This window comes from Pseudomonas sp. ACM7, assembly GCF_004136015.1.
Classification (GTDB): domain Bacteria; phylum Pseudomonadota; class Gammaproteobacteria; order Pseudomonadales; family Pseudomonadaceae; genus Aquipseudomonas; species Aquipseudomonas frigoris.
Window position 1 is genome coordinate 4,100,529 of sequence record NZ_CP024866.1, and the last position, 25,394, is coordinate 4,125,922.

Below are 25,394 nucleotides of genomic sequence, written 5' to 3' on the forward strand. Positions count from 1 at the left end.
GCGTCGTCTGGCGACAATGGAAGCGGCCCTCAACGAGGGCACGTAACTTGATGCGCCTGGGGCTTAGCGAAGCTCGCGCCTGCAAATCAGCCTTCAATGGCCGAGGCCCATGGTGGAGCTCAGGCGCATCTCATATGAATCAGGCGCTGCCGAAGAAACTATGGGGTCAGCTTGGGTTAGTTTCGGTACTGGATACGATAAACCGGCTTAGCCGCATAGCTTGAACCGCCGTATACGGATCCGTACGTACGGTGGTGTGAGAGGACGGCGGCTGTAAAGCCGCCTCCTACTCGATCTGGGAAACAGGCTGGGAGTTCCCTCCGTAATCACATCTGCTTTGTAGTCTCTCGCTGTAAGTGTTTGCTTACTCTTTCGTAAGTGTTCGCTAATTCCATGGGTAGCAGCCGTACATATTCCTACGTGAGAGATGATTAACTAATTGATTTATATGCTTATTTTTTAAGATTAATAGCTTGTGACAGCCAGTTTCAGCTAACGGGGGTGATTGCTCTTGGTAGGGAACTCTCTAATATCTGAACTGTGTCGACGGACAGACACGCCCTTCAAGGAAGAGGGGAAAGGACGTCGCAGGAAGCGATTCATCAGGACGATGAAAAGGAACACAGGGAATAGGGAAAAAATGTGGGCGGGTCAAACCGCCCCTTTTTTTGCCTGCAGAAAAGCAAAAAGGCCCGCAAGGGGCCTTTTCGAGAACGCGGGGGTAATCAGCGTTCGAGATCTTTGATCTTGCCTTTGACGCCATCCCACTCTTCGGCATCGGGCAACGATTCTTTCTTCTCGGTAATGTTGGGCCAGATTTCCGCCAGCTCAACGTTCAGCTGAATGAATTGCTGCATGTCTTCCGGGACTTCATCTTCGGAGAAGATGGCCACGGCAGGGCATTCTGGTTCGCACAGTGCGCAGTCGATGCACTCATCCGGGTGAATCACCAGGAAGTTCGGGCCTTCGTAAAAGCAGTCCACCGGACAGACTTCTACGCAGTCGGTGTACTTGCACTTGATGCAGTTGTCGGTGACGACGAAGGTCATTTCTAATTTTCTCCTCAGGCGGCGGCAGCGGAGCCCCTTCACGTTGGGGTCGCCAGGTTTGGGAGCGATAGTCTGCTGGTCAGGCTATAAGCCAGCAGCATCCCAAACCGCGCGAGATTCTAACAGCTTGCAGGCAAGTGCGTTAGATCCGTGTCTTTAGTGTATAGAGCATTTCTAGCGCCCGACGCGGTGTCATGTCGTCCAGATCAAGTTTGGCCAGATCATCCAGCACCGGATGCGGCAGGCTGGCGAACATGTCGCTCTGCTGCGGCGCGGCCGGTTTGCCTTTGGCAGTCTTGGGAACTTCATGAGGCAGGGCGGTCGCTTCCAACCGGCCCAGGTGTTCGCGAGCGCGCACGATCACTTCGCTCGGCACACCGGCCAACTGCGCAACCGCAAGGCCGTAGCTCTGGCTGGCAGGCCCTGGCAGCACGTGGTGCAGGAACACGATGCGTTCGTTGTGCTCGGTAGCGTTGAGGTGGACGTTCGCCACCAGCGGTTGGGCTTCCGGCAATACGGTCAGCTCGAAGTAGTGGGTTGCGAACAGCGTATAAGCTCGCAGATGCGCCAGGCGCTCGGCGGCAGCCCACGCTAGGGACAGACCGTCAAAGGTGCTGGTGCCGCGACCGACTTCGTCCATCAACACCAGGCTGCGCTCGGTGGCGTTGTGCAGAATGTTCGCGGTTTCGCTCATTTCGACCATGAAGGTCGAGCGCCCGCCGGCCAGGTCATCGCTGGAACCGATCCGGGTAAAGATCCGGTCCACCAGAGACAACTCGCAACTGGCTGCCGGCACGAAGCTGCCGATGTGTGCCAGCAGCACGATCAGAGCGGTCTGGCGCATGTAGGTGGATTTACCGCCCATGTTCGGACCGGTGATCACCAGCATGCGGGTGTTGTCGTCGAGGCTCAAGTCGTTGGCCACGAACGGCGTGGTCAGCACTTGCTCGACCACCGGGTGACGACCCTGGCTGATGCGCATGCACGGCTCACTGACGAAGCGCGGGCAGTTCAGATCGAGGTTCAGTGCACGTTCGGCAAGGTTGGTCAGCACGTCCAGCTCGGCCAGTGCCGCGGCGGTGTCTTGCAGCGGTGGCAACTGGGCGATCAAATCTTCGAGCAGTGCTTCGTAGAGCATCTTCTCGCGCGCCAGGGCGCGGCTCTTCGCTGACAGCGCCTTGTCTTCGAACGCCTTCAATTCCGGCGTAATGAAGCGCTCGGCACCTTTCAGCGTCTGGCGACGGATATAGTCTGCCGGCGCCGACTCAGCCTGCTTGCTTGGCAACTCGATGAAGTAGCCATGAATGCGGTTGTAACCGACTTTCAGGTGTGACAGACCGGTACGGGCCTTCTCGCGTGCTTCGAGGTCGATCAGGAACTGCCCGGCGTTCTCGCTGAGCGATTGCAAATCGTCCAACTCGGCGTCGTAGCCGGTTTTCAACACGCCGCCGTCACGGATGACTGCTGGCGGGTTGTCGATGATGGCTTTTTCCAGCAGGGCCGCCAGTTCCGGGTAGGTGCTGGTGGTCTTCGCCAGTTGAATAATGTGCGGAGCTTCCAGCTCGGTCATCGCAACCTGCAACTCAGGCAATGCACCCAGCGCATCGCGCAGGCGAGCCAGGTCACGAGGACGGGCATTGCGCAGGCCGATCCGCGCCAGGATCCGCTCGATGTCGCCGATCTCCTTGAGCTGCGGTTGCAGTTTCTCGAAGCGGTAACCGTCGAGCAGGCAGGTAATCGAGGTCTGGCGCGCCAGCAATACGGTCAAATCCCGCAGCGGACGGTTCAGCCAGCGGGTCAGCAGACGGCTGCCCATGGCGGTCTGGCAGCGATCGACCACCGATTGCAACGTGTTGTCGCGACCGCCAGCCAGGTTAGTGTCCAGTTCCAGGTTGCGACGGCTCGCGCCGTCCAGCACCACGGTGTCGTCCAGGCGTTCATGACGCAGGCTGCGCAAATGGGGCAGGGCGGTGCGCTGGGTTTCCTTGGCGTAGCTGAGCAGGCAACCGGCGGCGCCGATGGCCAGGGTCAGGTTCTCGCAACCGAAACCTTTCAAGTCCTGGGTCGAGAATTGTTGGCAAAGACTTTTCAGTGCCGAGTCACGCTCGAAATCCCACGGCGCACGGCGACGAACCCCACGACGTTTCTCCGCCGGCAGATCCTTCGGCCAGTCGTCCGGAATCATCAGCTCTACCGGATTGACCCGCTCCAGTTCCGCCAGCAAATTTTCCCAGCCCTTGATCTCCAGCACGGTGAAGTTGCCGCTGGTGATATCCAGAACCGCGAGGCCGAACAGACGCTCGTCACCCAGGACCGCTGCGATCAGGTTATCCCGACGCTCATCCAGCAGCGCTTCGTCACTGACCGTACCCGGCGTGATGATCCGCACCACCTGACGATCCACCGGGCCCTTGCTGGTCGCCGGGTCGCCGACCTGCTCACAGATCACCACCGACTCGCCGAGCTTGACCAGTTTCGCCAGGTAACCTTCCGCGGCGTGGTAAGGAATCCCACACATGGGAATCGCCTGACCTGCCGACTGCCCACGGGCGGTCAGGGTGATGTCCAGCAATTTGGCGGCTTTCTTCGCGTCTTCGTAGAAGATCTCGTAGAAGTCGCCCATGCGATAAAACATCAGCTGGTCTGGGTGCTGGTGTTTCAGGCGCCAGTACTGCTGCATCATTGGCGTGTGGGAGGACAGATCGGAGAGCGCTTTATTCATCGGATAATCAGGCAAATTCGTTGAAAGGTGTAGGGCAAAGGAGGGGCATCGGCCCGGCTTTTCCGCGATGGGCGCAAGGTTAACATGGGCGGTCCACCCGACGCAGGCATGAAAGCCCTGCGATACATTTCTTCTGTCTATGCACGGTATATGCGCAATTTATGCAATTTGGCATTTGTCTTCCGCGAAAAGAACAAGCACTATGCGCTTTATGCAAAAACGCAATGTTTCTACCGTCTTAAGAGCGCTGCTCGATCAACACGGGATCTCCCCCACGGAGCTTCACCGTCGCACCGGCGTGCCTCAATCCACTCTCTCGCGGATCCTCGGCGGGAAGATCGTCGATCCCTCGGATAAACACATCTCGAAGATCGCCGAGTACTTCGCCGTGAGCACCGACCAGTTGCGGGGCCGTGCGGATGTCGCGCCGGCAGCCAGCACCGGGCGCGATCAATTGCATTCGGAACTCAAGGACATAAGTCTGTGGGACGACGATACGCCCGTCGATGATGACGAGGTATCAGTCCCCTTTCTTCGCGAGGTTGAATTGGCTGCAGGATCAGGAAGGTTCGTCATCGAAGAGAGCGAACGCTCTAGCCTGCGCTTCGGCAAGCGGAGTCTGCGCCACAACGGCGTGCAGTTCGACCAGGCCAAATGCGTGACGGTGCGCGGCAACAGTATGTTGCCGGTACTGCGCGACGGCGCCACCGTCGGCGTTAATGCCGGCAAGTGCGGGATCGGCGATATCGTGGATGGCGACCTTTATGCCATTAACCATAACGGCCAGATGCGGGTGAAACAGCTTTATCGCCTGCCTACCGGGATACGCCTGCGCAGCTTCAATCGCGATGAACATCCGGACGAGGACTACACCTTCCAGGAAATCCAGGAAGAGCAGATTGTCATCCTCGGTCACGTCTTCTGGTGGGGCATGTACGCCCGATAACCTCACCGCTGTCAGATAAAACCCGCCACCGAGCGGGTTTTTTTTCGCCTGCCGAAAAGCGGCCAGCGCCTTTGCCTACGGGACTTTCATGCGCCTATGCATTTCAAACGCATAAATAAATGCATTAATGCATTGACTGTATATGCATCCATGCATATTCTTTGTCTCAAGCCGCTCAACAAAGCAGCTCGAAACGAAGCTCTTTAGTTCCACCACAAGGCAGCGATGAACCGGCCTCAACGGTTCAGAGGGTTGGCAACTGACCCGGGTGTGCAGCGTAAAGCACCAAAAGCAGTTATCCGGCGGGCAGGGACCGCGGTCGGAAAAACAATTTGAATCGATCCGTACCGCGCCAGTAGCGCCGAAAGATCAACGCGATGGACCGCATTACTGAAAAGCCTGGGCGACCGGGCTTTTTGGAATGCCTGCCTACCGTCAGGTATATCAACCCCCCATTGGGGATCGACTGTGCAGCGACCGTTGCGCAATCAAGACATTCCACTTAATAGGTAAAACCATGAACGGACTCAAGAAAATCATTGCCCCGCTGATGTTGGCTTTGGCCCTTGTCGGCCTTGCTGGCAGTGCCACCGCGGCGAACCTCCTGGTCAACGGCAGCTTTGAACAACCCGGCTGCAGCGACAGCTGCGTGCTGGACACGACGGTGAAAGCCAACTTCATCACGGGCTGGACGACCTTTCTGTCGGGTGCCGAGTATTTCAACATGCGCGCTTCGATCCCTGGATCTGCGGCAGCGGAAGGCGCAGTGATCGTCGATCTGGCTAACAACGTTTACAGCAATGGTGGCGGGATTCAGCAGAACTTTGCCACCGTGATAGGGGCCAAGTACCGATTGACTTTCAGCATGGGCAATTCGATGTACGCCAACCGATCCGGCGATGGTGTCGTGCAAGTGAAAGTGGCCGGTCAGACCGCGCTCTTCAACACACCAACGGTCAAGGGTGGCGTCGTCGAGTGGAATACCGTGACTTATGACTTCACTGCTACCACGAATCAAACAACCCTGGCCTTTTCCAACGAGCAGAACCCGTACGTCAACTTCGCTTTCATCGACAACGTGATCGTTGAAAAGCTGTAGTTCTTCGTCGATCAAAACCAGGCGGCTCATTTCCGAGAGGCGCATCTCATCGATCCCCAGGAGGCGTGACATGACAAACGAGCAACAAGCGTTGCTGGACATGCCGATCTGGCTCGTCATCGTCCTCGCCCTGGTGGGCGGGGTGTCCGGCGAAATGTGGCGCGCCGACAAGGAGGGCGCCCGCGGCTGGTCATTGCTGCGGCGTCTGGCCTTGCGATCCGGGGCCTGCATGGTCTGCGGGGTCTCGGCCATCATGCTGCTGTATGCCGCCGGCGTGTCGATCTGGACGGCTTGCGCGTTCGGTTGCCTTACGGCGATGGCCGGGGCAGATGTTGCCATTGGCCTTTATGAACGTTGGGCAGCCAAGCGGATTGGCGTTTGCGAAGTGCCGCCGCGAGATACCCGCCAGGACCACTGAACACAAAGCCCAATGGAATGGCGAGCAGCGGTGCCGACCAGCATCCGACCCGCAAGGACGCGGGTTTCCCAAGGCCAGTACCTTTCACTCAAACCCGCCAACAAGCGGGTTTTTTATTGCCCGGTGAAAACACCATGAAGATCACCCCGCTGATTTCGCAACTGCGTGATCACTGCCCAACCCTCGCCAATCGCGTGGCCGCCGGCATCGACCTTGACACGCTACAAGCCAGCAATCCGCTGCAAACCCCTTGCGCCTATGTCGTACCGCTCGCCGATCTGACAAGTAAAAGCGTGGCGCAAAACCAAACCCTGCAACCGATCCGCGATCGCTTCGAAGTGACCCTGGTGCTTGACACCACCGACGCTACAAAAGCGCTGGATCTGTTGCACGACCTGCGGGCCGAACTGTGGCGGGCGCTGGTGGGTTTCAAGCCCGGCAGTGATTACGCCGCCATCGCCTATGACGGCGGCGAACGGGTTTCCATCAACAGCAACCGCGTGCTGTATCGCCTGCGCTTTTTTGCCGAGTTCCAGCTCGGTCGCAATCTGCCTGGTCAGCCTGCGGAGAGCTGGCACGAACGTGAACTGGATGGCTTGTCGTCCTTTACCGGGGTCACCGTGCGGGTCGATGCGATCGATCCGGCGGACCCCAATCTGAAACGCCCAGGCCCCGACGGACGCCTGGAACTGACTTTCTCTGGAGACGTAACCCCATGAGCAAACGCATCACCGTGCTGCCGGCCCCAGGCCGCGCCGTGCCGGACCCGGAAGCGGGCGATCTGTTGCCCCTCGAGGGCCGTGAAGTGCCGGACAACGCCTGGTGGCGTCGACGTCTGGCCGATGGCGATATCACTACCAAAGCCGTGAAAGCGGCGAAACCACAGGGAGCCAAATAATGGCGATCGGATTCAGCAACATCCCCGCGGACATTCGTGTTCCGCTGTTCTACGCAGAAATGGACAATTCGGCCGCCAATAGCGCGTCGTCGGCCATGCGCCGTTTGATCGTCGCTCAGGTCAACGACAACATTGCGCCGGCCGACGTCGGGAAACTGGTGTTGGTGTCCAGCGTGGCGCTGGCCAAGAGCATTGGCGGTCAGGGCTCGATGCTCGCCTCGATGTACGAAACCTGGCGCAAGACCGACCCGATCGGCGAGATCTGGTGCCTGCCGCTGCACAACACTAAAGGCAGCATCGCCAAAGGTGTGCTGACCCTGACCGGTGCCGCGACCCAGAGCGGTGTGCTCAACCTGTACGTCGGCGGCGTTCGCGTTCAAGCTGCCATCGTCAACGGCGCCACGGCAGCTCAGGCGGCTGCCGCGCTGGCGCTGAGAATCAACGCCTCGGCAGATCTGCCGGTCAGCGCAGCAGCCGTAGAAGGTATCGTGACCCTGAGCGCCAAATGGACTGGCGACAGCGGTAACGACATCAGCCTGCAATTCAATCGCCTGGGCAAGAGCAACGGCGAAGAAACTCCGGCCGGCCTGACCACGGCCATCACCGCCATCACCGCCATGACCGGCGGCGCCGGTGTGCCGGATCAGGTCGCTGCGGTAGCGGCGCTGGGCGATGAACCGTTCGAGTTCATTTGCATGCCATTCTCGGACCTGTCGACCCTCAACACCTGGCAAGCGGTCATGGATGACAGCACCGGTCGTTGGTCGTGGGCCAAGCAATTGTTCGGTCATGTCTACAGCGCCAAGCGCGGCACCATCGGTACTTTGGTCGCTGCCGGCCAGGCGCGTAACGATCAGCACATGACCATCCAGGCGCTGGAACCAGGCGTACCACAACCATTCTGGGTTCAGGCCGCTGCACTCGCTGCGCGCACGTCGGTGTTCATCTCCGCCGACGCCAGCCGTCCGACCCAAAGCGGCAGCCTGCCAGGTCTCGACCCGGCGCCGGCCAGTGAGCGTTTCACCCTGACCGAGCGTCAGTCGCTGCTCAACTACGGGATCGCCACCGCGTACTACGAAGGCGGCTACGTGCGCATTCAGCGTTCGATTACCACCTATCAGAAGAACGCCTACGGCCAGGCAGACAATTCCTACCTGGACAGTGAAACCATGCACCAGTCGGCGTTCATCGTGCGTCGTCTGCAAAGTGTGATCACCAGCAAATACGGTCGCCACAAACTGGCCTCTGACGGCACCCGTTTCGGCGCCGGCCAGCCGATCGTGACCCCGAGCACTATTCGCGGTGAGCTGATCGCCCAGTACGCCAAGCTCGAACTGGAAGGTCACGTAGAAAACGCCGAGCTGTTTGCCGAGCACTTGATCGTCGAGCGCGACGTGCAGGACCCGAGCCGGGTCAACGTGCTGTTCCCGCCGGATTACATCAACGGTCTGCGCGTGTTCGCGCTGCTCAACCAATTCCGTCTGCAGTACGACGACGCAGCCTGATCGCTGCCTTTGACTGTGTGATTTCAGCCCACCTCGCGTGGGCTTTTTATTTGAAGGGAGAAACACCATGGGTCAACTGATTGCGGGCACCTGCTACGTCAAAGTGGACGGCGCTCAACTGACTATCAATGGCGGCTGCGAAGCGCCGTTGATGGCTGTGAAACGGGAAACCGTCGTACCGGGTTTCTACAAGGAAACTGACATTTCCCCGTCGTTCAAAGTGACGGCGCTGCACACCGCGGACTTCCCGCTCAAGCAACTGATCGCAGGTTCCGACATGACCGTCACCTGCGAATTCAGCAACGGCAAAGTCTACGTACTGGCCGGCGCCTACCTGGTGGAAGAGCCGGTATCGAAAGGCGATGACGCCACCATCGAACTGAAGTTCGAAGGCATCAAGGGGACCTGGCAATGACTGGCGCCGTGAAGCTTCAGGTTGCGATCGAAGCTCACGGCGAGCCCTTGACCGAACTCAACCTGCGCCGTCCAACGGTGCAGGAAGTTCGAGCGATCAAGGCGCTGCCGTACAAGATCGACAAGAGCGAAGAAGTCAGCCTCGACATGGACGTCGCGGCCAAATACATCGCCGTGTGCGCCGGCATCCCGCCGTCGTCGGTCAATCAGTTGGATCTGGCTGACCTCAACGCGCTGAGCTGGGCTGTCGCGAGTTTTTTCATGAGTGCGGCGTCGGAGCCATCACCGACCTGATTTCAGTCGCCTATGACCTGGCCTGGTTCTGGAAGGTTGACCCCGAACAGATGATGGCCAGGCCTTTGGATGTGCTCCGCGAATCGCTGGAGCACGCGCAACGGATCAATGCGATGCAGCAGGTGCAGTGATGGCAGACATGGAAAAGGAAGATAAAAAGTCGGTCCGGCTGACGGGGATCGATGAACTGACCCCCAAGCTCGCCAGCCTTCGAGCGAGGTTCGAGGGCTTCAGAACACACCTTGAACAGACGGGGCTGGGCAAGCTGGACATCAGCGGTCTGTTCAAGGGTGGCAGCGTGATCACGCCCTTCGTGGACGGGATCAAGGCGTCCGCTGCGTTCAAGGGCCAATTGACCGAGGTCAATGAGGCCGCCAAAGGTGTCGATGTGCCGAACGTGCCGACCACCGCTGCGCAAACCCTGAATGTGTTCAGTCGGTCGCTGGAGCAGGTGTCGGCTGCCGCAAACACCGCTTTACAACCCGCCGTCGCGACCGTCACGGCAGGGCTTCAGCCGCTGCTCATTGGCTTTGGCAATCTGCTCAATGACAACCCGAAGCTGGTCGAGGGACTGGCGGCCGGTGCCATTGCGTTTTCGGCGATGCAAACCGCCGTGACCGGCGCGACCCAAGTGTTCGATCTGATGAACATGGTGCTCAAGACCCATCCCATCGTGTTGATTGCCACGGGCATCGCCCTGGCAGCCGGTTTGATTGTGGCCAACTGGAAGCCCATATCGGCGTTCTTCGCCGGGCTTTGGCAAAAGATTTCTCCGGTCGTGATGCCCATGGTCGAGTTCTTCAGGACGATGTTTGCGTTCACGCCGCTGGGACAAATCATCAGCCATTGGGGACCGATCACCGCCGTGTTCGCGGCGATCTGGGACGTCATCAAAGCGGCGGCCACGCCGGTAATCGGTTTTTTCCAGACGCTTTTTTCCTGGTCGCCACTGGGTTTGATCATCAGCAACTGGACTCCGTTGACAGGTCTGTTCTCGGCCATCTGGGACTTGCTCAGAGCGCTGTCGGTGCCGGTCATGGACGTTCTGCACGGCCTGTTCGACTGGTCGCCGCGGGAGATGATCATCGCTGGTTGGGGCGCGGTCACCGAACTGTTTTCCGGGATCTGGGACGGCATCAAGGTCCCGGCGCTGGTGATGTTCGACACGCTGCGCAGCCTGTTTGACTGGTTTCCGCTGGAAGAGATCAAAAAGCGTTGGGAGCCGATCACCGAATGGTTCAGCCAATGGTGGGACAAGCTTCAAGGTGTCGTCGCGCCGATCAAGGAATTCTTTGCCGGTGGTTTCGGCAGCCTTGTCGCCAGTGTGACCGGCAAGGTCGAAGGCCTGACCGAGGCTCAAGAAAAAACCAATGCCGAAGGCAACGGTAAGTTTGCGCCGGCGTTTTTTGGCGCCGATACCGAGCAACCACAAAGCCTGTCAGTGCTGCCCGGCAATCTGCCGCACAAACCCTTGATGCAGCCTGGCTCCTTGACACAAAACTCCAGCGCCCTGATCCAGCAAAGCGCCGCCAATAACCGCACACAACTCGAAGGCGGCCTGACCGTGCGCTTCGAAAATGCGCCGGCCGGCATGCGCACCGATCAGCCGCAAACCAATCAACCGGCGCTGGCGCTCAATTCGCGCATCGGCTACCGCACACTGTCCCTTGGAGGTTCCAATGAGCTGGCGTGACCGTTTAATGCCGGCGTCATTTCGCGGCATCCGGTTCTGGGTCGATCAGGCGAAAAACCCGGTCGGCCAAAAGGGCCAGTTGCACGAGTACCCGCAGCGCGATCTGCCGTATTTCGAGGGCCTTGGCCTGCAGGCGAAGATTCACGATTTGACCGCATTTATCGTCGGCCCCGATTGCCTGGAGCAGCGCGACAAGCTGCTCAAGGCGCTGGAGCAGGGCAGTGGTGAACTGGTTCACCCGTGGCTCGGACGTCTGCAGGTCAAGGTCGGCGAATGCGACATGACTCACACCCGCCAGGACGGCGGGCTGGTGACCTTTACGCTGAAGTTTTACCCCGATCAACCGGTGCCGTTTCCGACGGCGGCGGTCAGCACGCAGAAGTTATTGCTGGTGTCGGCCGACAGCCTGCTGGGCTCCGCGGTGAAACGCTTCGAAGACGCGATGACCTTGATCAAGGCGGCGCGGATCGGCATTGCCAACCTGCGCAACAGCATCAAGGAGGCTTACGAGGTGATTCAGCAGCACCTTCAGCCGTTGATCGATGAGTACCAGCAGATCAGCGATCTGGTCAAAGCCGTCAAGGAACTGCCCAAGGACGTGGCAGCGGAATTCAAGGGATTGATCGGCGACATCAACGAACTGAAGGACTTCGCCCGTGAAGGTTATCGTGGCGTGATTGCCAACGTCTCCCAGCAGGTCGAAGCCATCAAGAAGGCCGACGCGCCGAAGCTGACTACCGGCAAGGACACCACCGCTGCGGCCCAGGCGCTGACCAATCTGGTGCAGGACACCTTGATTGTGCAAGTAGCCCAGTGGGTGGCGTCGATGCCGGTGGCTTCGCAGGCAGTCAAGCGGGTCACCAACCTGCCGGTCGGGCATCAGGCTGTGCAACCGACCACGCACCAGGACGTTCCGGTGGTCGACGATTTAGAGGCCCTGCGTGCGGCACTTGAGGAAGTGTTCAAGCTGCCCGAGGCCAAGGCGGACCCCGCGCACTATCTGGCGATGAGCAATCTGCGTCAGGCGCTCCGGGCGCATTTGAAAGCGGTCGCATCGTCCGGCGTTCGACTGGTCAGCAAGTCTTTCAAGCAAAGCCTTCCGGGGCTGGTCGTGATCTATCAGCAAAGTGGAGACGCCACGCGAATCGCTGAAGTACTACAGCGCAACGGCATTATTCATCCGGGTTTTCTCCCGCTGGACGACATCAAAGTCTTGGGGGAATAGACCATGAATGAACTCGACAACCGCGTGCTGCTGACCGTTGACGGTCTGGAGTATGGCGGCTGGAAAAGCGTTGAAATCACTGCGGATCTCGAGCGTCAGTTCCGCACCTTCAAGCTCGACATCACCTGGCAATGGCCGGGGCAGACGGTCGACCGCCCGATCCGCCCGGGGGCGCCGTGCCAAGTGCGAATCGGCTGCGACCTGGTGCTCAGCGGGTATGTGTTCAAGGCGCCGATCAGCTATGACGGGCGGCAGATCAGCCTGAGCATCGAAGGCAGTTCGAAGACTCAGGACCTGGTGGACTGCGCCGCGATCAACACGCCCAACCAATGGCATCAGCAATCGTTACTCAGCATCGTCGAAGCGCTGGCCTCGCCTTATGCCGGGAAAGTGGTCAGTGAAATCCCCGAAACCGCGCGACTCGGCAGCCACACCATCGTGCCGGGGGAAACGGTCTTTCAATCGATCGACCGCTTGCTCACGCTGTTTCGGGTGTTTTCCACCGATGACGCCGAAGGTCGGGTGGTACTGGCCCGACCGGGCAGCGGTGGGCGAGCCAGTGATGTGCTTGAGCTGGGCAAGAACATTCTGTCGGCCAACGCGCCGATGGACTTCAGTCAGGTGTTCTCCGAGTACCGGGTGATCGGTCAGCACAAGGGCGGCGACGAGAAGAGCGGTGCGGCCGTGAGCGAAGTGTCTGGGGTTTCCACCGACCCGATTATCGGGCGCAAGCGGATCACCGTGATCAGCGAAAGCGCGCAATTGACCCCGGAACTGGCGCAGCAACGTGCCGATTGGGAAAGCGGTATTCGCGTCGGAAAGGCTGGCACCACGACCTATCGGGTACAAGGCTGGCGGCAGTCCAACGGTGATTTGTGGAAGCACAACACCTTGGTGCGGGTGATCGACAAAGTATTGGGTTTTGACCACGACATGCTGATCTCCAAGGTGACTTACTCGCTGTCCGAACAGGGCTCGGTCACCACGCTGCAAGTGGCGCCGCCTTACACCTTCGATGCAAATCCGGCGCCACCAAAAACCTGACACCCCGCCAGCCTCGCTCCTACAAGGTAATCAACATGAGCCTACTGACACGCCTCCTGGCGCGCGGCACTGTCGTGCTCGCCAACTCGGCTACCAAGCTTCAATCCCTGCAAATGCGCCTCACCGCCGGCGAAGTGAATGACGACATGGAGCACTTCGAACCCTACGGTTTCACCAGCAATCCGCTGGCCGGCGCTGAAGGCATCGCCACGTTTCTGGGCGGTGATCGCTCTCACGCCATCGTGCTGGTGGTCGCCGACCGCCGCTATCGCCTCAAGGCACTGGCCCAGGGCGAAGTCGCGATCTACACCGACGAAGGCGACAAGATCCACTTCAAGCGTGGACGGATCATCGATATCGAAACCGCCACCCTGAACATCCGCGCCAGCGCCGCCGTAAACATCGACACACCGACCCTGACCCAGACCGGCAAGATCGTCTCGCAAGGCGATCAGATTGCCGGTGGCATCAGCCAGATCAAGCACGTGCACATCGGCGTGCAGGCGGGCAACGGCCAGACCGGCGTGCCGGCGGGAGGCCAGTGATGTTCATCAGCCAAAACCTCCACGCCGCACTGACCCGTTCAGTGCTGATCAGCCTGTTCACCTGGCGCCGCGCCGCCGATGACGATGCCCTCGATGACGAAGAACGTTTCGGCTGGTGGGGTGACACCTTTCCTACGGTCGCGGATGACCGTATCGGCTCACGCCTGTGGCTGCTGCGCCGGGTCAAGTTAACCCGACAGACCCAGATGGACGCCGAGTTCTACGCCCGCGAAGCCTTGCAATGGCTGATCGACGACGGCCATTGCAGCGCCATCGACATCATCAGCGAACGCCTCGACGCCCAGCGCCTGAACCTGCGCACGGTCCTGACCCTGGCCGACGGCGAGCGCCTGGACATCAACCCTGATAACAGTTGGCAGGTGATCTATGCCGTTTGAAACCCCTTCGCTGCCGGTGCTGATCAAACGCACCCAAAGCGACCTGGCCAGCGATTCGCTGCGCCAGTCCGATGCGCAAGTGCTGGCGCGCACCCTCGGTGGCGCCGCCTATGGCCTGTATGGCTATCTGAACTGGATCGCCGAGCAGATCCTCCCGGACAAGGCCGATGAGTCGACCCTGGAACGGATCGCCGCCCTGCGTCTGAACCAGCCGCGCAAAGCCGCACAATCGGCCAGTGGTAGCGTCAGCTTTACCGCCAGCGCTGGCGCTGTACTGGACGTCGATACGCTGCTGCAATCGAACGACGGTCGCATTTACAAAGTCACTTCCGCCCGCACCACCAGCAATGGCTTGAACAGCACCACCATCGCCGCCCTCGACGCCGGCAGCCTCGGGAATGCCGACGCCGGCATGACGCTGATTCCGGTGCAGCCGATTCTGGGCATTATCGGCAACAGCTTCACGGTGCTGGCGCCGGGGTTGACCGGCGGAATCGCTCGGGAAAGTCTGGAATCCCTGCGGTCCCGGGTGATTCGTTCTTACCGGATCATTCCTCACGGCGGTTCGGCGCAAGACTACGAAACCTGGGCGCTCGAATGTCCGGGAGTGACCCGTGCCTGGTGTCGCGGCAGCTATCCCGGCCCCGGCATTGTCAGTCTGTACATCATGCGGGACGACGATGCGCAACCCGTCCCCAATCCCGAGCAACTGGCTGAAGTCCAGGCCTACATCGAACCTCTGCGGCCAGTCACCGCCGAGTTGCGTGTGCTGCCACCGGTACAAGTACCGGTCGTTTACCGACTGAGCCTGAAGCCCGACACCACGGCCGTTCGCGCCGCCGTTGAGGCGCAACTGCGCGATCTGCATAACCGCGAAGGCGGCCTGGGCGACACCCTGCTGGTGAGTCACATCCGTGAAGCCATCAGCAGCGCGACCGGCGAAAGTGATCACAATCTCAAATCACCTACCGCCGACGTCGATGCTGCGAGCAACCAGTTGCTGACCTTCGGAGGTTGCGTATGGCAGTGATCAGAACCGCCGCGCAATACCAGGCCCAACTGCGCAGCCTGCTACCCAGCGGTCCCGCGTGGGACCCCGAGCGGGTCCCGGAACTCGAAGAAGTCCTTGAAGGCGTCGCCCAGGAACTGGCCCGCCTCGACGCTCGCGCCGCCGACCTGCTCAACGAAATGGACCCGGCCGGCGTCAGCGAACTGGTGCCGGACTGGGAGCGGGTGATGAACCTGCCCGACCCGTGCCTGGGCGCAACGCCACTGTTCGACGACCGCCGCCTCGCCGTACGCCGGCGACTGCTCGCTGTTGGCAGCCAAGCCATCAGCTACTACGTCGAAATCGCCAAGAGTCAGGGGTATCCGAACGCCACCATCACCGTGCTTGAAGTCCCGCGAATGGGGCGGGCCCGGTTTGGCCAGGCGCACTTCGGAACATGGCAGGCGCATTTCATGTGGACGCTCAACACCGGTGGCCGCCTGCTGCTGGGCCGACGTTTCGGCGCCAGTTATTGGGGCGAACGCTTCGGCATGAACCCGGGTTCTGCACTGGAATGCCAAATCCATCGCAGCTCACCGGCGCATACAAAGGTGCACATCAATTATGACTAGGGAGTAGAGGAATGGATTATCCGAAAAGTGTGCCCAGCGCCGGGTTGGTGAATGGGAAGTTTGTGGATGAGAACCCGTTGACCGGGACGCCGGGGTCGTTGATTCCGGCGGACTGGGGTAATGGTGTCACGAGTGAAGTCCTTGAGGTAATCACCGCTGCCGGCCTGACACCCAGTGAGTTCAATCTGACCCAGCTTTTGGGGGCGATTCGTAGTATCAGTCGTTCGTCTGCGGGTCTCGGCATCCAGCGATTCACTGCAAATGGCAGCTTCACTGTCCCGGCGGGCGTGACGAAGATTTGGCTCAGCGGTTGTGCCGGCGGTGCCGGTGGAGGTGCTTGTCCTGGTGGCACCAGCGCAATTGCTTCAGGAGGAGGTGGCGGCGGTGCCGGTCAACCGGTCATCAAACTATTGGTAGCGGTGACACCTGGACAGGTGATCCCGATTGTCATCGGCGCTGCGGGAACTGGAGGAAGCGCTGGTGTGGCTGCAACGGCTGGTGGCAATACGCTCGTGGGAGCATCAGGTGCTCTGCTTGTGTTATCCGGCGGTAGTCCAGGCCTTCCAGGTGTCAACGCCGCCGGGTTTGTTCCCGGCCCCACTGGAGGGCAGGGCTTCCCTGCAGGAGCGGACGCGACAGATACCGTATCCAGCGTAGCAGCTGGTTATGGGGGATTTGGGGCAAGCGGGCCTTTCGGTACCGGCGGAAGCTCCGCTCGTTCCGGCACGGGTTCAGGGTATCCCGGCAAACCGGCCTATGGCTTTGGCTCCGGTGGCGGTGGCGCGGGTGGTTACTACATTCCGGGATTAGGCAGCGCCCAGCCCGGTGCTCCGGGAGCGCCCGGCCTCATGATTGTTGAATGGTGAAGACATGACAAAACAAGTTCTTTATTGCCGTCACTCAGGCGTGGTCATTGAATGGCAAGACACCGAATTGTTCGCCTTTGCCGCGCCCGCGACTGATGCGAGCGTATTGCAAATTACCGCTGAGCAATGGGTCAGGAAAGAGTTGCCGCACCTGGTTTATAAGGGCGAGCTGACGAACGTAGTAATACCTCAACCCTCTCCAGGGCATTGCTGGGATGGAAGTCAGTGGGTATCGGATCCCGCCGATGCGTTGAGGCCGGAACATATGGAGATTGATCAGCTTTGTGCGCGGGTGGACGAGGCGGCTGACAATGCTCGTCAGGTCATTGGTGGCGATCCGCTTCGCTTGATGGAGTATGCAAATGCTGCTGCTCAGGCGCAGGTTTTCAAGGATGAGGGCTACCCAAAAAAGTCTGTACCACTGGCCGTGTCCGCCTGGGTTGTTAAAGGTCGGACAGCCCGGCAGGCGGCGGACCAGATTCTCGCTAAAGCCGCTCAATTCAATGAGAGCCTGCTGACACTTCGAACCCTTCGGTTGAAAGCTAAAGAACAAATCAAAGTTCATATCACCAAAGGCAAAACCGATCTCGCCAATCAAGTCAGTGATGGGGCGATTGCCGCTATCCGTAATGTGGTGAGCGACCTGGCTGGCTAGTTCATTCGAAATATCCGCTGTACCCAACGTCCACTCACCCGTGGGCGTTTTGTTTTTATTCAAACACGACCTGTTGCGCTGTTGTGCCAATAGCCATGCAGGGCTTTATTACAGGGAGCACAAACAATGGATTATCCAAAAAGCGTCCCCAGTGTCGGACTGGTCAATGGACGGTTTGTCGATGAAAATCCGGTGGCCGGTTCGCCTGGGTCGTTGATTCCGGCGGTGTGGGGCAATGCCGTTACGCAGGAGATTTTGAGTGTGGTGGCTGGCGCCGGGATGGCGCCGTTGGAGGCGGACACGGGGCAGTTGTTGAAGGCGATTCAGGCGATTATCGGTGTGAGCAGTCCGATGCGTTCGGTGGTGACCCGGCTAGCGGCATCGAAGCTGCTGGCGCCGGAAGAGCTCGGTCTGGTGCTGATTGATACAAGCCCTGGGGCCGCCACCGTTACCCTGCCATTGGCCAACACCGGCTTGGGGATTCGTGATGTGATCGTGCGACGGGTGGATAACACTGGTAATCGGTTGGTCGTTCGCTGTTCGGGAACAGATTCCATCAAGTTTCACACCCATCTGAGTGCGGGTGGCTATCCGTTTTTGGTGTTGATGGGGGCGGGCGATTGGTGGCATCTGCGCAGTGATGCCTCGGGTAACTGGTGGCCTGTTGGGCGGTATGACGGTACGACGCTGGGACGGGCAGTTTTTGAGACCTCTACGACGGTGATGCCGGGTGGATATGGTGCGCTCAATGGATCTCTGTTCAATCGTACCGAGTGGCCGTGGGTTTGGGATCACGCGCAGGCGTCGGGGATGCTCACCACCGAAGCGTTGCGCGCGGGTAAGGAGGGTATGTGGACCTCGGGCGACGGCGCCACGACCTTCCGTAGCCCAGAGGCCCGTGGTGAGTTTGTGCGAGTTCTTGATGAGTCGCGTACGGTGGATGCAAGCCGTGCGGCGGGTAGCTGGCAGGCCGGCCAAATCGAGTCTCACAACCACTCAACGCCGGGTGCCGGTTCCTTCGGCACACAGATGATGGGCGGCGGCTCCAACAACTACTCACTTTGGCAAGCCGGTGCTACCGGATTTTCCGGCGGATCAGAGACTCGCGGACGCAACATCGCCTATCCCGGCCGCATCAAACTTATCTGAGGTGTCCATGTTTAATTATCTGATTGATAACTCGGGCGCCTTGTCGGGGCCCGTGGAGTTCTTCGTGACGCCGGGAATCGGTATTCAACTGCCCAGTAATGCCGTGAAGTTTTCATTTGAATTGCCGCCTCCGGAACAGGGCCGTACATGGGCACTGGTCAATAATGTCCCGCGCGAAGTGATCGACCGGCGCGGTCTGGTGTATCGCAAAGAGGGCGGGGCTCAGCAGATCTGGAGTGAACTTGGGGAGCTGCCTGACGCCTTTACCACGACTCCATGGCCGGGTGAGTTTTATGTCTGGCGTGATAACACCTGGGAGTTGGACGACCAGGCGCGATTGGCGGATGTCAGGAATCAGGTGTTCACCAAACGAGACGCGCTACTTCGTGACGCAGTCCTGCGTATAGCCCCGCTTCAATATGCCGAAGATATCGGCGACGCCACTCACGATGAACAACTGGCATTGATGGAGTTGAAACTCTACAGCGTTGAGTTGAATCGCCTTGAACGGCAAGCAACCTTTCCTGCAGAGATCGACTGGCCTCAGGTTCCAGGCTCGGCCTGTGTTTATGCCCTACAACTTGAGTAGATCAAATGGACTATCCAAAAAGCGTCCCCAGTGCAGGACTGGTCAACGGTAGATTTGCCGATGAAAACCCGATAGCCGGAACTCCTGGCTCCCTGATTCCAGCCAGTTGGGGTAATAGCGTCACCCAGGAAATTCTCAACGCCATCACCGCCGCGGGGCTGATGCCTTCCGAGAATCAAACTGATCAGTTGAGCCTGGCCATTAAAGAGTTGGCCAAACTTGACCCGCAACAAAATTTTCCGGTGCAGGTTTATCGCAAGAACCTGGTGATTAACGGCAACTTCGATATCTGGCAGCGCGGTACGGTCAACTTGGGGCCTTACACCGGTGCTTATATCGCTGACCGTTTTCGTTGCGACTGGAACGGAAACGCCGGGGTGAATATTTCCCGGCAGAGCTTTGCGCTGGGTCAGGGCGAGGTGCCCAATGAGCCCCGTTACTTTATGCGTTGGCAACAAATCACTGCGGGAGTTGGCGCCAGCGTGCATAAAATTTCCCAGGCTATCGAGTCGGTCAGGACCTTGGCGGGGAAAACCGCGACGCTGACGTTCTGGGCCAAGGCCGACACTGCGCGTCAACTCAATGTGACTGTCGCGCAGTATTTCGGAGCGGGCGGCAGTGTGGATACCGTGACGCCGGTTGGCAGCTTTCAACTCAAAACTTCCTGGACCCGATACAGCGCGACGATTCAAGTACCGTCCCTGGCGGGCAAAACGTTGGGAAGTAGTGGCAATGACTTTCTGCGGCTCTCCTTCGACCTGCCTTTGAATGTTTTGCAGGTGATAGACCTGGCGCAGATCCAGTTGGAAGAGGGGCGGGTGTCGACGCCGTTCCAGCTCCGTAGCCCTGGCGATGAGTTGATGATGTGTCAGCGTTATTACGAAAAAACCTATAGCCAGGATCTGCCGCCTGGAAGCATGACAGGTCCCTACGGTGCACTGTTATCCACAGTGAAACAGGGGCAAACGAGCTTTGCCTCACAGCCCTTGGCTCAGTGGACCTTCAAGGTTGAGAAGAGAGCTATTCCAAGTCTCAGTTTATTTACCACTACTTCGAAGGGGGTCGCTGGGCAATGGCGTTCGGGGAGCGATGAAGTTTCATCGGCTAATGCTCGACCTCTTGGGGTGTCGACTCGCGGCATCTGGGTAGATAACTCCGATATCGGGCTGGTTACTCAGACTTATTACATCCACGCCACTGCCGATGCCGAACTTTAAGGAGGTTATTTTCATGAACTATCAACTCACTGAAGATCCGGCCACGGTCATTCGTCTGCCTGACGGAGCAACCGTGCCTCGGCATCACCGTTTCTGGGATGAATACCAGCAATGGCTGGCGAGCGGTGGTGTGCCGCTATCTGCCATCCAGGCAGGTGCTCCAGAGGCCGTTGCCCGAGCCTGGCGCGACCAGGAACTGGCCGCCAGCCAATGGCTGGTCGAGCGTGATCGCGATGAGCTCGCGGCCGGTACTCCAATGACCTTGAGCAGCGATCAATATCATGACTTGCTCGATTACCGGCAGGACCTGCGCGACTGGCCCTCGCTTGCCAGCTTTCCAAAAGACGCCAGCAAACCCTTGGCGCCGGTCTGGTTAAAAACAACGGCCAATGGAACATGACTAATGCCTCTCACTTCAGCGCAGTTGCAACACATATTCCCTGACTCCCGCTCCCAAGCGGGCGTTTTCATTTCCGCCCTCAACACCGCCATGGCTCACCGCAACATCAATACCCCGAAACGCATCGCTGCCTTCCTCGCGCAAATCGGTCACGAATCGGGGCAGTTGCAGTACGTACGTGAGTTGGGCAGTACTCAATACCTGAGCAAATACGACACCGGCACCCTGGCCGCCCGTTTGGGTAACACTCCGGAACCCGATGGCGACGGCCAAAAGTACCGTGGCCGAGGCCTGATTCAGATCACTGGTCGCGACAATTACTATCAGTGCAGTCTCGGACTCTTCGGTGATGATCGTTTACTATTTTTGCCGGAACTACTGGAACAACCCCAATGGGCCGCCGAATCGGCAGCCTGGTTCTGGGACCAGAACGGCCTGAACGAACTGGCCGACCGCGACCAGTTCAACAGCATCACCCGTCGTATCAACGGCGGCCTGAACGGGCTGCAAGACCGTTTGCAACTCTGGGCGCGGGCGAGGGCGGTGTTATGCCAGCCTTCGGTTTGATCCCGATGTCTTACCGCGTCATTGGTGTTGTTGTGTTTCTGGCTGTGTTGGCCGGTGGTTCAGCGGCGCTGGCCTGGCAGTTTCAGGATTGGCGTTATGGCCGGCAACTGGCGGAGCTGACCAGCGTGCAAGCTGAGACTCTGAATCAACTGACGCTGGCAACCGCAACGCAGCAACAGACCGAGCAGGACAAGCGCCTGGCACTGGAGCAGCGTCTTTCGACCAGCGAACAAACCCATTACCGAGCGCTTAGCGATGCCCAGCGTGATCAAGGTCGCCTGCGCGATCGTCTTGCCACTGCTGATGTGCGCCTGTCAGTCCTCCTCGATGCCCATGACGCTGCCTCTGTCTGTGCAGTGCCAACCGCCTCCGGAGCCAGCCGCGTGGATCATGGAGCAGCGCGCGCCCGACTTGACCCGGCGCATGCTCAACGAATTGTCGCCATCACCGACGCCGGCGACCGCGGACTGATTGCCTTGCAGGCCTGTCAGGCTTATATCAGAGCCCTCGCTCGCTAACATTTTGATCGATCCTGCGCCTTGCAAGCGCTATCCGCTCGTGTACGGTAGTTCTCATTCCGCTTGCTCAGGAGATGACCGTGAAAGAAATCACCCAACTGGCCGCTGAACTTGGCAGGCGCTTGCAGGTTCTCAATGCCCACGTCACTGCCGCCGAGTCCTGTACCGGCGGCGGGATCAGCGAGGCGATCACCCGGGTTCCGGGGAGTTCGGCGTGGTTCGAGGCTGGTTATGTCACCTATTCCAATCGCCAGAAAACCGAGCAATTGAATGTCCCGGTCGAGTTGTTTGCGACGGTGGGGGCGGTCAGTCGCGAGGTGGTCGAGGCCATGGTCCGCGGCGCGCAGGAGAAAAGCCGGGCGCGATTTGCCGTGGCGGTCAGCGGTGTGGCGGGACCGGATGGCGGTTCGCCGAGCAAACCGGTGGGCACCGTGTGGCTGGCCTGGAGCGTTGGAGAACAGGTGTTCAGCGAGGTGCAGTACTTTCCCGGCAACCGTGACGAGGTCCGCCGACAAACGGTGAAGGCCGCGCTAGAGGGGCTGCTGCGCCATGCCGCAGGAGAAATCTCAAATCAGGGGTAGGCGATCCTGAAACGCTGTGGAATAATACTGGCTACTTATACAGGTGTTGGCCGTCAGGCCTTATTGATTACGTGAGGACTTTAATGGACGACAACAAGAAGAAAGCCTTGGCTGCGGCCCTGGGTCAGATCGAACGTCAATTCGGCAAGGGTGCCGTAATGCGTATGGGCGATCAGGACCGTCAGGCGATCCCGGCTATCTCCACTGGCTCTCTGGGTCTGGACATCGCGCTCGGCATTGGCGGTCTGCCAAAAGGCCGTATCGTTGAAATCTACGGTCCTGAATCCTCCGGTAAAACCACGCTGACACTGTCGGTGATCGCCCAGGCTCAAAAAGCCGGCGCGACCTGCGCATTCGTCGACGCTGAACACGCCCTTGACCCTGAATACGCCGGCAAACTGGGCGTCAACGTCGACGACCTGCTGGTTTCGCAGCCGGATACCGGCGAGCAAGCCCTGGAAATCACCGACATGCTGGTGCGTTCCAACGCGGTTGACGTGATCATCGTCGACTCCGTGGCGGCTCTGGTTCCAAAGGCTGAAATCGAAGGCGAAATGGGTGACATGCACGTGGGCCTGCAAGCCCGTCTGATGTCCCAGGCGCTGCGTAAAATCACCGGTAACATCAAGAACGCCAACTGCCTGGTTATCTTCATCAACCAGATCCGTATGAAAATCGGTGTGATGTTCGGCAGCCCGGAAACCACCACCGGTGGTAACGCGCTGAAGTTCTACGCTTCGGTTCGTCTGGACATCCGCCGTACCGGCGCGGTGAAAGAAGGTGACGAGGTTGTCGGTAGCGAAACCCGCGTCAAGGTTGTGAAGAACAAAGTGGCTTCGCCGTTCCGTCAGGCCGAGTTCCAGATTCTTTACGGCAAGGGTATCTATCTCAATGGCGAGATGATCGACCTAGGTGTTCTGCACGGTTTCGTTGAGAAGTCCGGCGCCTGGTATGCCTATGAAGGCACCAAGATCGGTCAGGGCAAGGCTAACTCGGCCAAGTTCCTGGCAGACAATCCGGAAATCGCCGCCAAGCTCGAAAAGCAACTGCGTGACAAGTTGCTGACTCCAGCGCCGGACGTCAAAGCATCGCCAGTCAAAGAGACGGCTGATGACCTGGCTGACGCTGATATCTGATTGATCCGATGACTGCCGTACTCGATACACTCGTCGCGGTGCGGCGAACCGCAATGGACCTGCTCGCGCGACGCGAGCACGGTCGAGTCGAGTTGACGCGTAAACTGCGTCAACGCGGCGCCCTCCCTGAAATGATCGACACGGCACTCGACCGTTTGACGGAAGAAGGCCTGCTGTCCGAATCCCGTTATCTCGAAAGCTTTGTTTCCTACCGGTCCCGTTCCGGTTATGGCCCTTTGCGTATTCGTGAAGAGTTGAGCCAGCGCGGCCTGCAACGTACCGACATCGAACTTGCTTTGCGCGAGAGCGGTATCAACTGGCAGGAACAACTGGAAGACACCTGGCGGCGAAAGTTTTCCGGGCATTTACCGATAGACACCCGGGAACGTGCCAAACAGGGCAGGTTCCTGAGTTATCGGGGATATTCCATGGAAATGATCAGCCGCTTGTTCAGCGGCCGAGGGATGGACGATTGACTGACGGCTCGCTATTTCGATAGCGGGCCGTTTTTTTATCTACGTAACCTTGGACGGTTCCCGAGTGCGCTGTTGCGCCTGGGGTTGGGATTGCGCCCAGTTTTCCGGCAGGTTGATGTAGTCCACCAGTTCCCGCAGGCGTCCATGATCACGGGCGTTGAAGGTGAAGGCGAGTCGTGCAAGGTGGCTGAACTGCGGTTCGTCGTGTTCCTCTCCGCTGTAGGCGTGTTGATGGAAGTGATCGCTCAGACACAGGTCGGCAAATGCCTCCTGCATGTGTTCGAGCGCCTGGTCGCTGAGCTTGTGATTCATGCGAATCACGAATTGATGCTTGAGCCAGCGGCTGGAGTGGAAGTTGCTGTAGAACTGATTGATCTGCTCCACAGCCTCTTCCGCGCTGTAGACCAGACTGACGAGTTTCATATCGGTCGGCAGGATGTAGCGATTCTCCTCCAGTTGATGGTGGATGAAATCCAACGCGCCTTGCCAGAACTTACCGCCGGGAGCGTCCAGCAATATCACGGGCACCAGCGGGCTTTTGCCAGTCTGGATCAGTGTCAGCACTTCCAGCGCTTCATCCAGGGTACCGAAACCGCCAGGGCACAAGACCAGCGCATCAGCTTCCTTGACGAAGAACAGCTTGCGGGTGAAGAAGAAGTGGAAGGGCAGCAGATTGGTTGTGCCATTCACGGTGGGATTGGCATGTTGCTCGAAGGGTAGGGTGATGTTGAATCCCAGGCTGTGTGCCAGGCCAGCACCTTCGTGGGCCGCGGCCATGATGCCGCCACCGGCACCGGTGATGACCATCAGGTCTGAGCGCGCCAGCGCGGCACCAAGTTCTCGGGCCAGACCATACAGCGGATGTTCTATCGGTGTTCGGGCCGAGCCAAAAACGGTGACCTTGCGGCGCCCCCTGAATTGCTCCAGAACACGGAAAGCGTGCTCCAGTTCACGCAGGGCTTGAAGGGTGATCTTGGCATTCCAGCGGTTGTGATCTTCCTGGGCCATGCGCAGCACGGTCAGGATCATGTCGCGGTAGATCGGGATGTTCGGGCTGTTGGGTGAAACCAGGTTGAGTTGCTCTTCGACCTTGCTGATGAGGTCGTGGCCGCTTTCTTCAAAATGACGGCTCAGGAGGTCATTCGGTTGGTAAGGCATCAACTTCTCCTTCCATACAGGCTCTGTTTTTCCCTTGGATGAAGGAAACATTCGCACTACAAGACGTGCAATGGGCAGCCCTTTCCTGCCCTGAAAATTGAACGTGAACACTATGAATCTAGACCCTCGCGGAGATTTCCGCTGACTTGATCATTGCGCCGCAAAGTCTTTCCTGGCAACCGCTTATTGGCGATTTGCAAGGTGCTTTCACC

The 25,394-nt window shown here is 59.1% G+C and carries 29 protein-coding genes and 1 pseudogene; 27 read left to right on the forward strand and 3 right to left on the reverse strand.

Features of this window, described 5'->3' with window-relative positions; all coding sequences use genetic code 11:
- Positions 1-224: pseudogene (locus CUN63_RS32265) on the forward strand (group II intron reverse transcriptase/maturase); the annotation flags it as partial.
- A gap of 501 nt (positions 225-725) precedes the next feature.
- On the opposite strand, the gene fdxA reads toward CUN63_RS32265, so the two are convergent.
- Both fdxA and mutS read right to left on the reverse strand, forming a co-directional pair.
- Positions 726-1,049: a ferredoxin FdxA gene (fdxA, locus tag CUN63_RS19405; protein WP_008154011.1), complete on the reverse strand. Its 324-nt coding sequence runs from the start codon at positions 1,047-1,049 to the stop codon at positions 726-728.
- 142 nt (positions 1,050-1,191) lie between these two features.
- The gene (gene mutS, locus CUN63_RS19410; protein ID WP_129441655.1) at positions 1,192-3,771 is read right to left on the reverse strand and encodes a DNA mismatch repair protein MutS; all 2,580 of its coding nucleotides are present in this window, start codon (positions 3,769-3,771) and stop codon (positions 1,192-1,194) included.
- A gap of 211 nt (positions 3,772-3,982) precedes the next feature.
- Between mutS and CUN63_RS19415 the strand changes: the two genes are divergently transcribed.
- The 26 genes from CUN63_RS19415 to recX all read left to right on the forward strand — a co-directional run bounded on the left by CUN63_RS19415 (position 3,983) and on the right by recX (position 24,024).
- On the forward strand, positions 3,983-4,717 hold the full coding sequence (locus CUN63_RS19415; protein WP_129445119.1) for an XRE family transcriptional regulator: 735 nt from the start codon (positions 3,983-3,985) through the stop codon (positions 4,715-4,717).
- Between the two features lie 517 nt (positions 4,718-5,234).
- The gene (locus CUN63_RS19420) at positions 5,235-5,816 is read left to right on the forward strand and encodes a DUF642 domain-containing protein (RefSeq protein ID WP_129441657.1); all 582 of its coding nucleotides are present in this window, start codon (positions 5,235-5,237) and stop codon (positions 5,814-5,816) included.
- A 70-nt stretch (positions 5,817-5,886) separates the two neighbouring features.
- Positions 5,887-6,234, forward strand: a complete 348-nt coding sequence (locus CUN63_RS19425; RefSeq protein ID WP_056739181.1) for a phage holin family protein — start codon at positions 5,887-5,889, stop codon at positions 6,232-6,234.
- A gap of 134 nt (positions 6,235-6,368) precedes the next feature.
- Positions 6,369-6,953: a hypothetical protein gene (locus tag CUN63_RS19430; protein ID WP_129441659.1), complete on the forward strand. Its 585-nt coding sequence runs from the start codon at positions 6,369-6,371 to the stop codon at positions 6,951-6,953.
- Positions 6,950-7,132, forward strand: coding sequence for a DUF2635 domain-containing protein (locus tag CUN63_RS19435; RefSeq protein WP_003198311.1), 183 nt, complete (start codon positions 6,950-6,952; stop codon positions 7,130-7,132). The genes CUN63_RS19430 and CUN63_RS19435 overlap by 4 nt, the downstream gene beginning before the upstream one ends.
- Positions 7,132-8,637 carry a phage tail sheath subtilisin-like domain-containing protein gene (locus CUN63_RS19440; RefSeq protein ID WP_129441661.1) on the forward strand — a complete coding sequence of 502 codons (1,506 nt, stop codon included), beginning with the start codon at positions 7,132-7,134 and terminating at the stop codon, positions 8,635-8,637. The genes CUN63_RS19435 and CUN63_RS19440 overlap by 1 nt, the downstream gene beginning before the upstream one ends.
- 67 nt (positions 8,638-8,704) lie before the next feature.
- Positions 8,705-9,052: a phage tail tube protein gene (locus CUN63_RS19445; RefSeq protein ID WP_129441663.1), complete on the forward strand. Its 348-nt coding sequence runs from the start codon at positions 8,705-8,707 to the stop codon at positions 9,050-9,052.
- On the forward strand, positions 9,049-9,345 hold the full coding sequence (locus tag CUN63_RS19450; protein ID WP_046054588.1) for a phage tail assembly protein: 297 nt from the start codon (positions 9,049-9,051) through the stop codon (positions 9,343-9,345). Before CUN63_RS19445 ends, CUN63_RS19450 begins: the two co-directional genes overlap by 4 nt.
- Positions 9,346-9,475: 130 nt before the next feature.
- Positions 9,476-11,038, forward strand: a complete 1,563-nt coding sequence (locus tag CUN63_RS19455) for a phage tail protein (RefSeq protein WP_129441665.1) — start codon at positions 9,476-9,478, stop codon at positions 11,036-11,038.
- Positions 11,025-12,263 carry a DNA circularization protein gene (locus CUN63_RS19460; protein ID WP_129441667.1) on the forward strand — a complete coding sequence of 413 codons (1,239 nt, stop codon included), beginning with the start codon at positions 11,025-11,027 and terminating at the stop codon, positions 12,261-12,263. Before CUN63_RS19455 ends, CUN63_RS19460 begins: the two co-directional genes overlap by 14 nt.
- Positions 12,264-12,266: 3 nt before the next feature.
- On the forward strand, positions 12,267-13,307 hold the full coding sequence (locus CUN63_RS19465; protein WP_129441669.1) for a phage baseplate assembly protein: 1,041 nt from the start codon (positions 12,267-12,269) through the stop codon (positions 13,305-13,307).
- A 35-nt stretch (positions 13,308-13,342) separates the two neighbouring features.
- Entirely contained in the window at positions 13,343-13,852 is a 510-nt protein-coding gene (locus CUN63_RS19470; RefSeq protein WP_129441671.1) for a phage baseplate assembly protein V, read from the forward strand.
- A complete protein-coding gene (locus CUN63_RS19475) occupies positions 13,852-14,250 on the forward strand; it encodes a phage GP46 family protein (RefSeq protein ID WP_038979177.1) in 399 nt (132 codons plus the stop codon). The genes CUN63_RS19470 and CUN63_RS19475 overlap by 1 nt, the downstream gene beginning before the upstream one ends.
- Positions 14,240-15,280, forward strand: a complete 1,041-nt coding sequence (locus CUN63_RS19480) for a baseplate J/gp47 family protein (protein WP_129441673.1) — start codon at positions 14,240-14,242, stop codon at positions 15,278-15,280. Before CUN63_RS19475 ends, CUN63_RS19480 begins: the two co-directional genes overlap by 11 nt.
- Entirely contained in the window at positions 15,271-15,870 is a 600-nt protein-coding gene (locus CUN63_RS19485; protein WP_129441675.1) for a YmfQ family protein, read from the forward strand. Before CUN63_RS19480 ends, CUN63_RS19485 begins: the two co-directional genes overlap by 10 nt.
- Positions 15,871-15,881: 11 nt before the next feature.
- Entirely contained in the window at positions 15,882-16,736 is an 855-nt protein-coding gene (locus CUN63_RS19490) for a hypothetical protein (RefSeq protein WP_129441677.1), read from the forward strand.
- A gap of 4 nt (positions 16,737-16,740) precedes the next feature.
- The gene (locus CUN63_RS19495) at positions 16,741-17,391 is read left to right on the forward strand and encodes a hypothetical protein (protein WP_129441679.1); all 651 of its coding nucleotides are present in this window, start codon (positions 16,741-16,743) and stop codon (positions 17,389-17,391) included.
- Between the two features lie 126 nt (positions 17,392-17,517).
- Positions 17,518-18,540, forward strand: coding sequence for a phage tail protein (locus tag CUN63_RS19500; RefSeq protein ID WP_129441681.1), 1,023 nt, complete (start codon positions 17,518-17,520; stop codon positions 18,538-18,540).
- A 7-nt stretch (positions 18,541-18,547) separates the two neighbouring features.
- A complete protein-coding gene (locus CUN63_RS19505; protein ID WP_129441683.1) occupies positions 18,548-19,129 on the forward strand; it encodes a tail fiber assembly protein in 582 nt (193 codons plus the stop codon).
- 5 nt (positions 19,130-19,134) lie between these two features.
- Positions 19,135-20,346, forward strand: coding sequence for a carbohydrate-binding protein CenC (locus CUN63_RS19510; RefSeq protein WP_129441685.1), 1,212 nt, complete (start codon positions 19,135-19,137; stop codon positions 20,344-20,346).
- 13 nt (positions 20,347-20,359) lie between these two features.
- Complete coding sequence (locus CUN63_RS19515; protein WP_256657551.1) at positions 20,360-20,746, forward strand: phage tail assembly chaperone; 387 nt, start codon at positions 20,360-20,362, stop codon at positions 20,744-20,746.
- Between the two features lie 3 nt (positions 20,747-20,749).
- Positions 20,750-21,313 carry a glycoside hydrolase family 19 protein gene (locus CUN63_RS19520; RefSeq protein ID WP_129441689.1) on the forward strand — a complete coding sequence of 188 codons (564 nt, stop codon included), beginning with the start codon at positions 20,750-20,752 and terminating at the stop codon, positions 21,311-21,313.
- Positions 21,295-21,831 carry a lysis system i-spanin subunit Rz gene (locus CUN63_RS19525; protein ID WP_129441691.1) on the forward strand — a complete coding sequence of 179 codons (537 nt, stop codon included), beginning with the start codon at positions 21,295-21,297 and terminating at the stop codon, positions 21,829-21,831. Before CUN63_RS19520 ends, CUN63_RS19525 begins: the two co-directional genes overlap by 19 nt.
- Before the next feature lie 80 nt (positions 21,832-21,911).
- Entirely contained in the window at positions 21,912-22,412 is a 501-nt protein-coding gene (locus CUN63_RS19530) for a CinA family protein (RefSeq protein WP_129441693.1), read from the forward strand.
- Between the two features lie 83 nt (positions 22,413-22,495).
- Positions 22,496-23,548, forward strand: a complete 1,053-nt coding sequence (gene recA / locus CUN63_RS19535; RefSeq protein ID WP_007907270.1) for a recombinase RecA — start codon at positions 22,496-22,498, stop codon at positions 23,546-23,548.
- An 8-nt stretch (positions 23,549-23,556) separates the two neighbouring features.
- The gene (recX, locus tag CUN63_RS19540; RefSeq protein ID WP_129441695.1) at positions 23,557-24,024 is read left to right on the forward strand and encodes a recombination regulator RecX; all 468 of its coding nucleotides are present in this window, start codon (positions 23,557-23,559) and stop codon (positions 24,022-24,024) included.
- A 39-nt stretch (positions 24,025-24,063) separates the two neighbouring features.
- Here recX and CUN63_RS19545 read toward each other — a convergent pair whose 3' ends face one another.
- A complete protein-coding gene (locus CUN63_RS19545; protein ID WP_129441697.1) occupies positions 24,064-25,182 on the reverse strand; it encodes a TIGR00730 family Rossman fold protein in 1,119 nt (372 codons plus the stop codon).
- Between the last annotated feature and the right edge of the window lie 212 nt (positions 25,183-25,394).

Excerpts from the sequence above, each read along its gene's own strand:
- fdxA (WP_008154011.1), bottom strand. The coding sequence starts at position 1,049 with ATGACCTTCGTCGTCACCGACAACTGCATCAAGTGCAAGTACACCGAC.
- mutS (WP_129441655.1), bottom strand. The coding sequence starts at position 3,771 with ATGAATAAAGCGCTCTCCGATCTGTCCTCCCACACGCCAATGATGCAG.
- CUN63_RS19415 (WP_129445119.1), top strand. The coding sequence starts at position 3,983 with ATGCAAAAACGCAATGTTTCTACCGTCTTAAGAGCGCTGCTCGATCAA.
- CUN63_RS19420 (WP_129441657.1), top strand. The coding sequence starts at position 5,235 with ATGAACGGACTCAAGAAAATCATTGCCCCGCTGATGTTGGCTTTGGCC.
- CUN63_RS19425 (WP_056739181.1), top strand. The coding sequence starts at position 5,887 with ATGACAAACGAGCAACAAGCGTTGCTGGACATGCCGATCTGGCTCGTC.
- CUN63_RS19430 (WP_129441659.1), top strand. The coding sequence starts at position 6,369 with ATGAAGATCACCCCGCTGATTTCGCAACTGCGTGATCACTGCCCAACC.
- CUN63_RS19435 (WP_003198311.1), top strand. The coding sequence starts at position 6,950 with ATGAGCAAACGCATCACCGTGCTGCCGGCCCCAGGCCGCGCCGTGCCG.
- CUN63_RS19440 (WP_129441661.1), top strand. The coding sequence starts at position 7,132 with ATGGCGATCGGATTCAGCAACATCCCCGCGGACATTCGTGTTCCGCTG.
- CUN63_RS19445 (WP_129441663.1), top strand. The coding sequence starts at position 8,705 with ATGGGTCAACTGATTGCGGGCACCTGCTACGTCAAAGTGGACGGCGCT.
- CUN63_RS19450 (WP_046054588.1), top strand. The coding sequence starts at position 9,049 with ATGACTGGCGCCGTGAAGCTTCAGGTTGCGATCGAAGCTCACGGCGAG.
- CUN63_RS19455 (WP_129441665.1), top strand. The coding sequence starts at position 9,476 with ATGGCAGACATGGAAAAGGAAGATAAAAAGTCGGTCCGGCTGACGGGG.
- CUN63_RS19460 (WP_129441667.1), top strand. The coding sequence starts at position 11,025 with ATGAGCTGGCGTGACCGTTTAATGCCGGCGTCATTTCGCGGCATCCGG.
- CUN63_RS19465 (WP_129441669.1), top strand. The coding sequence starts at position 12,267 with ATGAATGAACTCGACAACCGCGTGCTGCTGACCGTTGACGGTCTGGAG.
- CUN63_RS19470 (WP_129441671.1), top strand. The coding sequence starts at position 13,343 with ATGAGCCTACTGACACGCCTCCTGGCGCGCGGCACTGTCGTGCTCGCC.
- CUN63_RS19475 (WP_038979177.1), top strand. The coding sequence starts at position 13,852 with ATGTTCATCAGCCAAAACCTCCACGCCGCACTGACCCGTTCAGTGCTG.
- CUN63_RS19480 (WP_129441673.1), top strand. The coding sequence starts at position 14,240 with ATGCCGTTTGAAACCCCTTCGCTGCCGGTGCTGATCAAACGCACCCAA.
- CUN63_RS19485 (WP_129441675.1), top strand. The coding sequence starts at position 15,271 with ATGGCAGTGATCAGAACCGCCGCGCAATACCAGGCCCAACTGCGCAGC.
- CUN63_RS19490 (WP_129441677.1), top strand. The coding sequence starts at position 15,882 with ATGGATTATCCGAAAAGTGTGCCCAGCGCCGGGTTGGTGAATGGGAAG.
- CUN63_RS19495 (WP_129441679.1), top strand. The coding sequence starts at position 16,741 with ATGACAAAACAAGTTCTTTATTGCCGTCACTCAGGCGTGGTCATTGAA.
- CUN63_RS19500 (WP_129441681.1), top strand. The coding sequence starts at position 17,518 with ATGGATTATCCAAAAAGCGTCCCCAGTGTCGGACTGGTCAATGGACGG.
- CUN63_RS19505 (WP_129441683.1), top strand. The coding sequence starts at position 18,548 with ATGTTTAATTATCTGATTGATAACTCGGGCGCCTTGTCGGGGCCCGTG.
- CUN63_RS19510 (WP_129441685.1), top strand. The coding sequence starts at position 19,135 with ATGGACTATCCAAAAAGCGTCCCCAGTGCAGGACTGGTCAACGGTAGA.
- CUN63_RS19515 (WP_256657551.1), top strand. The coding sequence starts at position 20,360 with ATGAACTATCAACTCACTGAAGATCCGGCCACGGTCATTCGTCTGCCT.
- CUN63_RS19520 (WP_129441689.1), top strand. The coding sequence starts at position 20,750 with ATGCCTCTCACTTCAGCGCAGTTGCAACACATATTCCCTGACTCCCGC.
- CUN63_RS19525 (WP_129441691.1), top strand. The coding sequence starts at position 21,295 with ATGCCAGCCTTCGGTTTGATCCCGATGTCTTACCGCGTCATTGGTGTT.
- recA (WP_007907270.1), top strand. The coding sequence starts at position 22,496 with ATGGACGACAACAAGAAGAAAGCCTTGGCTGCGGCCCTGGGTCAGATC.
- recX (WP_129441695.1), top strand. The coding sequence starts at position 23,557 with ATGACTGCCGTACTCGATACACTCGTCGCGGTGCGGCGAACCGCAATG.
- CUN63_RS19545 (WP_129441697.1), bottom strand. The coding sequence starts at position 25,182 with ATGCCTTACCAACCGAATGACCTCCTGAGCCGTCATTTTGAAGAAAGC.